This window comes from Candidatus Planktophila sp. (assembly GCF_044348745.1).
Classification (GTDB): Bacteria; Actinomycetota; Actinomycetes; order Nanopelagicales; family Nanopelagicaceae; genus Planktophila.
In genome coordinates this window covers 1-5,620 of sequence record NZ_JBIKSG010000046.1, presented here as the reverse complement: position 1 = coordinate 5,620, position 5,620 = coordinate 1, and the positions used below count along the sequence as shown (strand labels likewise).

Here is a 5,620-nt window from a genome sequence, read left to right as displayed (position 1 = left end):
ATTCCAGCCGCACTTCCAGTTGCGAGCAATGAAGACTTGTCTACTCCATCTGGAAGCTCGGCAACCTTTAAGCGCTTTGCTAGAAGTGCTGCAGAGAGCACGCCAAGTGGCTTTCCGAGTACAAGACCAAAGAAAATTCCCCACGCGATCAGTGATTGTGACGCCGCCTCTATTGATTCGCTTGTAATGACTACACCGGTGTTTGCAAAAGCAAAAACTGGAACGACAAAAAATGTACTGATGGGATGGAACTTATGCTCTAGCCAATCAATAACCGATACCGAACCATCCTCAATATCTTCGAGTTTCTTACCTTTATGGGCAATATTAGGAGTCATCAATCCGAGAATGACTCCTGCCAAAGTTGGGTGAACACCGGTCTTGTATAGGCAAAACCACAAGGTAAAGGCAAAGATTGAACAAACTGCGACAGAACTAACGCCGGTCTTTTTCAGTGCTGTGACTAAAAGGATGCTTAAAAGCGCAGCTGCTAGCCAAGAAAACCTGATCCCAGTTGAGTACACAAATGCAATAACCAAAATTGCGCCAATGTCATCAATGACAGCTAGTGCAAGTAAAAATGAACGAAGAGCTGCTGCAACACTTGGGCCAAGCATCGTTAACAGCCCAACCGCTAAGGCGATATCCGTTGCAACAGGAACTCCCCAACCAGCCGGCGCTACTCCTCCAGCGATTGCCAAATAGATCAGGGCCGGAAGTGCCATCCCGCCAATTGCCGCTAAGAAGGGCAGCATCGCCTTTTTAAATGATGCAAGATGCCCGGAAGTTAACTCGCGTTTGATTTCTAGACCAACGACGAAAAAGAAAATGCTCATCAGCAAGTAATTAATGAGTTTTAGAACCGATAGGTCTATCAAAGACCATCCTGATCCGACCGAGAGGTCAAGATCTAAAAACGAGAAATATTCGTCTGACAAAGGTGAGTTAGCTGTAATCAATCCCAACGCAGCGGCCACAAGAACTAGCAATCCGCTCGTGGACTCGCGTCCTAGGAAATCTCGGAGGGGCGAGATGCGCGATGTCATGGTCTTACTTTAACTGAGTGCTTTCTCCTGCGCTTGGATTTTATGGAATGAGAGCAGAATATGACCAACAAAACCAATAACAAGAGCAAGTATCACGCCCACATTTGCAAAGGCCCATGGACCTTCTTTGCCCCCAATCAAACCTAGGAAGTAGCCCTGCCACGATAACCATGATGCAAAGGTATTGGTTACAAATCCCCAACCAACCACTGTTCCAATTGCCATTAATGCAATGGATCCCTTGTTGATTGATCCATACATTCCTTGGGCGTCATACAAGTCTTTTTCGATATACGCCTTTTTTCGCATAATGACATCTGCAACAAAAATTGCAGACCAGACCGCAACTGGAACACCTAGCGTGATCAAGAAACCTTGGAATGGGTAGAAGAAGTTGTCAGCAACCCACACGATGTAAATACACCCAGCAAGCATTATGAGCGCATCAATAATCGCGGCTTGATGGCGTTTGATTGGAACACCTATCGAAACCAGAGCTAATCCTGATGAATAGAGATCAAGAATGGCTCCACCTACTAGTCCCAATATCGCAATTAGCGCGAATGGGATGAGAAACCATGTTGGTAGCAGTGATGTCAAAGCGCCAATGGGATCCATTGCAATCGCATCACTTAAATCTTTGCTACTAGCTGATAGAGCCGCTCCATAGATCACAAGAATTATAGGAACAACCGAAGCGCCGAAGACCGTCCAACCCACTACCGCTTTACTTGAAACAGTTCTTGGTAGATAGCGAGAGTAATCTGCCGCGCAATTAACCCAGCCCAAGCCAATACCAGTGATTCCAAAAATGAGCGCTCCAATGAAACCTTGAGTTGAGCCATCTTTTATCGCTGTAACCGCGCTCCAGTTAACACTGTCAACTGTTAAGCCGATATAAACAACAGTCATGGCTACTGTTACTAATGTCAAAAACTTTTGCAATCTCATAATTACGCCAAAACCAAGGACTCCTCCAAAAACTGTCAGAGAGACAGCAATAACAAATCCAAGGATCAAAGCAATGTTCTGATCAACTCCCCCGATCCGAGAAAAGACGGTTCCTGTTGCCAATGTTGCAAGAGAAACCAGAACCGTTTCCCAACCTACGAAAATGCAATATGAAAGAAACCCAGGAAGGATGCTTCCTTTCACGCCAAAGGATGCACGTGCTAAAACCATAGTTGGCGCATTAGAGCGCTTACCTGCAAGTGAACTTATGCCCACTAAAAAGAAGGAGCAGATTGTTCCGATAATCGCTGCCCAAGTGGCCTGCCTAAATGAAATTCCGAAACCTAAGAAGAAAGAGCCATAGGAAAGTGCAAGGAGAGAAACGTTAGCGCCAGCCCATGGCCAAAAAAGTGAACTGGCAGAACCTTTACGTTCAGACTCCTGAATGGTATTCGTGCCGTTAATTTCAAGATCAAATGCTGACATGACTATTTCTTCCGACTTTTAGCTTTCATAAAGATGCCACCGAATAAAGTGGCAAGAAAGAATGCAAGTAAAACTCCACCAACCGGAAAACTTGAATTATCTTGCGGAGCTGAAGTGGTTACCGGCACCGCTTCGGAATAGTCAGGTGAGGCGTTAAATGTGTAATCGCCTTCAATCACATGCCCATCTTGGCCAACAACTCGATACTTAACGATGAAAACTCCAGCGGCGCTTTGTCCTGAAACCTTAGTTGTAATCCTGCCTGCCTCAATGATGGCATCCTCGTAACTGACAACTAATCCCGTTGAATCAGTAACTTCGAGGGTGTTGACGATCTCGCCTTCTAGATTCTGTAAATCACCGCTGAACTCAATCCACACAGTCGTTGGAATTGGATTCACATTGGCATAACGCTCCGGGAAAGAAGAGACAATGTCAACGTGTGCAGAAGAAAGCGGCATAGTAAAAACCGTTAATCCAGCAAGAAATAAAGCTACAAGTAATCTACGCATTTTAGTAGTTTAGTCTAAAAAGAAATCGAGAAGGAAATCCTTAGTTCCAGGTGTAACTGAATACTTCTCTAAGTCTGTAATTCCTTCACTTGCCAGCAATAGATCATCGACAAAGAAATTACCTGTGCATTCCTTTGCATCTCGATTAAAGATGATGTATGCCGCATCTGCCAAAATCTCAGGTGTGCGACCTGCTAAAGCATCGATCCCAGGAATCATTTGAAGAGCTGCTGTATCAATAACTGTGCGTGGCCATAGAGCATTAACTCCAATGCCATCACGCTTGAATTCTTCAGCCATACCGAGAACACACATACTCATGCCGTACTTAGCCATTGTGTAAGCAACATGGTTTTTAAACCAGACTGGCTTCATAGAAAGTGGTGGCGAGAGGTTCAAAATGTGCGGGTTTCGTCCTTCAGCAGCTGACTTGCGTAGGTGAGGTAGTGCAGCCTGTGAAGTGAGGAAAGTTCCACGCACGTTAACATCAAACATAAGGTCAAAGCGCTTGGCAGGTGTTTGATCAGTTCTAGTTAAGTTAATTGCGCTGGCATTGTTGATGAGAATGTCTATGCCACCAAATGCTTCTGCAGCTTGATTAACAGCAGCTTCGATCTGCAATTCATCCCGTAAATCGCATTGAATAGCAAGGGCTTTTCCACCGGCGGCTTCAATCTCTGCTGCAGCAGTGTGAATAGTGCCTGGTAGCTTTGGATTTGGATCAGAGGTTTTTGCAGCGATCGCAATTGATGCCCCATCTCGCGCGGCACGCAAAGCAATCGCAAGACCAATTCCTCGAGATCCTCCAGTGATAAAGATTCGCTTTCCTGCTAGTGACATTTACTTACCCTTCTTAGACATGAACTTCATGAATGCTTCCATAGCTTCTTCTGATTGCAACGCCATTGCGAAAATCTCAAACTCAGCCTTCATGATCGCAGCGATCGCGTCATGATTTTTAGCCTTCAAAAGTGCCTTGGTATTAATGATCGCCTGGGGCGGTTGTTCGGCAATGTGTTGAGCAATCTTTTGCGCATGAGCCAACGGATCTGCATCTTTAGCCGATGCCAATCCCATCTCAACAGCTGCATCTGCATCAAAGCTCTCACCAGTCATAAAGATTAGTGCCGCTCTTTGATACCCAACTAACTGAGGAAACAAGAAACTAGATCCTGCTTCAGGCACAAGACCAAGAGATGCAAATGGCATTGAGAAATTGGCAGTAGTGCCTGCAATGACAACATCGCAATGAAGCAACATCGTTGTGCCCACACCAACAGCATTACCCTTCACCGCGGCAAGCAATGGCTTTGGGAAGTTAAGTAGTGAGGCTAAAAACTTTGCTACCTCTGAATCATCAGAAGTTGGTGGGTTATTCATAAAGTCCATGATGTCGTTGCCGGCGGTGAAGTGATCACCTTCTGCGGTTAACACAACTGCACGGACTCCAAAATCCCCAGCTGCATCATTTAGACCCTTTGATAGCTCTGCATACATAGCTCGTGTCAGGGCATTCATCTTTTCAGGACGATTGAAACTGAGGGTTAGCACTCCTGCGTCTTGTGTGGCCAAAATTTCGCTCATTTGAGCATCTTATGGGGTGACTGAGGAAAATAAAAAGAGCACAATGGTGACACGCGGAGAGGCGGAAGATCCAATGGTTAGAGACATAACAATAGCAATTCGGGAATTAACACCATTTGAGCAATTAGTACTGGAATTGGTCTGTGAGGGTAAATCAAACGCCTCTATAGCACTGCAAACTTCACATAGTGAAAAAGTAGTCGAAAATACGGTAAGTCGTAGCGCGCAAGTTTTTGGCATTAAATCAGACAGTGAAACCAATCTTCGTGTCTTGCTAGCGCTTGCCTATCGTGCACATTACGGGGATAAAGCTTTTGATAAGTTAAATGTTGCTTGCTCCCATCTTGAAATTGGCCCAGATGGAAAAGCAATGTGTAACCGTCACATCGATTAACTATCGTTGTATAGATCACGCCTTCTGAGGGCGACCTCTCCACGCTTGTTATCGAGTGGTGACCCTCGCACTTTCAGGCTTTCTCCAGGCTTTTGCAGAGTAGAAATACCCTCGTATTGATTTTCTATTCGATACTTAATTTGGAGAGGGAATATTATGAAACGTAGAACACTTGACAAAATAATCTCAAATGTGAGTTTAGGATTTGCAGCGCTACTTCTTTTGTTTGCTGGTTTGCTCAACTGGGGTGCATCTTTTGCAGAAGACAATGTGGCTTCTCAGCTAGAAATGCAAAATATAAGTTTCCCAGCGGAAGAATCTTTGCCAGCTGCAACGAAGGATGCACTAGCTAAATGGGCTGACCAAAAGGTTGTGACCGGAGAAATGGCACGCGACTATTCAGATCTATACATTCTTGAGCATATGAATGCCTCAGCAACTGCTGTTATGGGTAAGCCAGCAACATACTCTGAGGTTTCTGGCGCTTACATGGGCCTAGTACGCGGTGGCAGCACTGATACGGCAAAAATTGCACAACTCGCAGATTTGCGACAGACACTCTTCATGGGAAATACCCTCCGAGGAATGCTTCTTCAGGCGTACGCATTTGGAACTATGGGCGTGATTGCCGGCTATGCCGCTCTGGC

At 45.3% G+C, this 5,620-nt stretch carries 7 protein-coding genes; 2 read left to right on the top strand and 5 right to left on the bottom strand.

The features are described 5' to 3' along the window. The 5 genes from nhaA to AC9UH7_RS05950 all read right to left on the bottom strand — a co-directional run. Positions 1 to 1,046, bottom strand: a 1,046-nt coding sequence (gene nhaA, locus AC9UH7_RS05970; RefSeq protein ID WP_509596207.1) for a Na+/H+ antiporter NhaA, incomplete at its 3' end; no start/stop codon positions are given. A 9-nt stretch (positions 1,047 to 1,055) separates the two neighbouring features. Continuing rightward, positions 1,056 to 2,483: a purine-cytosine permease family protein gene (locus AC9UH7_RS05965; RefSeq protein ID WP_509596205.1), complete on the bottom strand. Its 1,428-nt coding sequence runs from the start codon at positions 2,481 to 2,483 to the stop codon at positions 1,056 to 1,058. 2 nt (positions 2,484 to 2,485) lie between these two features. After that, positions 2,486 to 2,995: a copper resistance CopC family protein gene (locus tag AC9UH7_RS05960; protein WP_509596203.1), complete on the bottom strand. Its 510-nt coding sequence runs from the start codon at positions 2,993 to 2,995 to the stop codon at positions 2,486 to 2,488. 9 nt (positions 2,996 to 3,004) lie between these two features. Beyond that, positions 3,005 to 3,835, bottom strand: coding sequence for an SDR family oxidoreductase (locus AC9UH7_RS05955; protein ID WP_509596201.1), 831 nt, complete (start codon positions 3,833 to 3,835; stop codon positions 3,005 to 3,007). Next, a complete protein-coding gene (locus AC9UH7_RS05950) occupies positions 3,836 to 4,579 on the bottom strand; it encodes an enoyl-CoA hydratase-related protein (protein WP_509596199.1) in 744 nt (247 codons plus the stop codon). It abuts the gene before it with no gap. Positions 4,580 to 4,622: 43 nt separating this feature from the next. On the opposite strand from AC9UH7_RS05950, the gene AC9UH7_RS05945 reads away from it, so the two are divergent. Then, positions 4,623 to 4,973 (top strand): LuxR C-terminal-related transcriptional regulator, encoded by a 351-nt coding sequence (locus tag AC9UH7_RS05945; RefSeq protein ID WP_509596197.1) that lies wholly within the window; start codon positions 4,623 to 4,625, stop codon positions 4,971 to 4,973. 192 nt (positions 4,974 to 5,165) lie between these two features. Beyond that, on the top strand, positions 5,166 to 5,620 hold a 455-nt coding region (locus tag AC9UH7_RS05940; protein WP_509596195.1), incomplete at its 3' end, for a hypothetical protein.